The organism is Snodgrassella sp. CFCC 13594 (assembly GCF_001590725.1).
Classification (GTDB): Bacteria; Pseudomonadota; Gammaproteobacteria; order Burkholderiales; family Neisseriaceae; genus Snodgrassella.
In genome coordinates this window covers 1-604 of record NZ_LQXR01000079.1, presented here as the reverse complement: position 1 = coordinate 604, position 604 = coordinate 1, and the positions used below count along the sequence as shown (strand labels likewise).

Here is a 604-nt window from a genome sequence, read left to right as displayed (position 1 = left end):
TTGTGGGCAGCCATACAACATTACAGCCGTGTTGCCAGATGATGCCGCGCGTGAATATATAGACCTTGCATGCGAGCTGGGGGCAAATGATGGCTGAAAAATTTGAGATCAAAGGATTGGATGGTCTGGTAAAAAAACTGGAAGCCTTGCCTGAGGAATTGCAAAAGAAAATCGGTAAATCAGCCACGGGGCGCATGGCCGCGATTATTCGGGATGAAGCCAAGGAGCGATGCTATCAAGCACCTAAGGCTTACTATGCTGGTCCCAAAGGGCATAGGGAGTTGGTAGACCCGGGTCACGTCGGCGACAACATCATCATGAAACGGGTGGACGATAATAAAGGCAGCTTAATATCCGAGCATGTAGTGACGGTTTCGAATTCATTGAAAGGCCCGCATGGTGCCAAGAACATTGGCGTGTTTTTGGAGTATGGCGTCAACATGGATCAGAAACACCCCTTTATGCGCCCAGCCGTGGATAGCAAAAAAACCGAGGCCATCAAGGCTGCCGAGACCATCATCAAAGACGGGTTGAGAGAAGCATGGACAAAGTAACCGCATTTTATCAGGCCATATCTGTATTGGCTGGTGGCCGTGTATTTGCT

Annotated in this window: 1 protein-coding gene; it reads left to right on the top strand. The window is 49.3% G+C overall.

Translation table 11 applies throughout. The features are described 5' to 3' along the window. Positions 1-86 precede the first annotated feature (86 nt). Complete coding sequence (locus A2F46_RS11800) at positions 87-554, top strand: HK97-gp10 family putative phage morphogenesis protein (RefSeq protein ID WP_066570665.1); 468 nt, start codon at positions 87-89, stop codon at positions 552-554. The last annotated feature ends 50 nt before the right edge of the window (positions 555-604 follow it).

Excerpts from the sequence above, each read along its gene's own strand:
- A2F46_RS11800 (WP_066570665.1), top strand. The coding sequence starts at position 87 with ATGATGGCTGAAAAATTTGAGATCAAAGGATTGGATGGTCTGGTAAAA.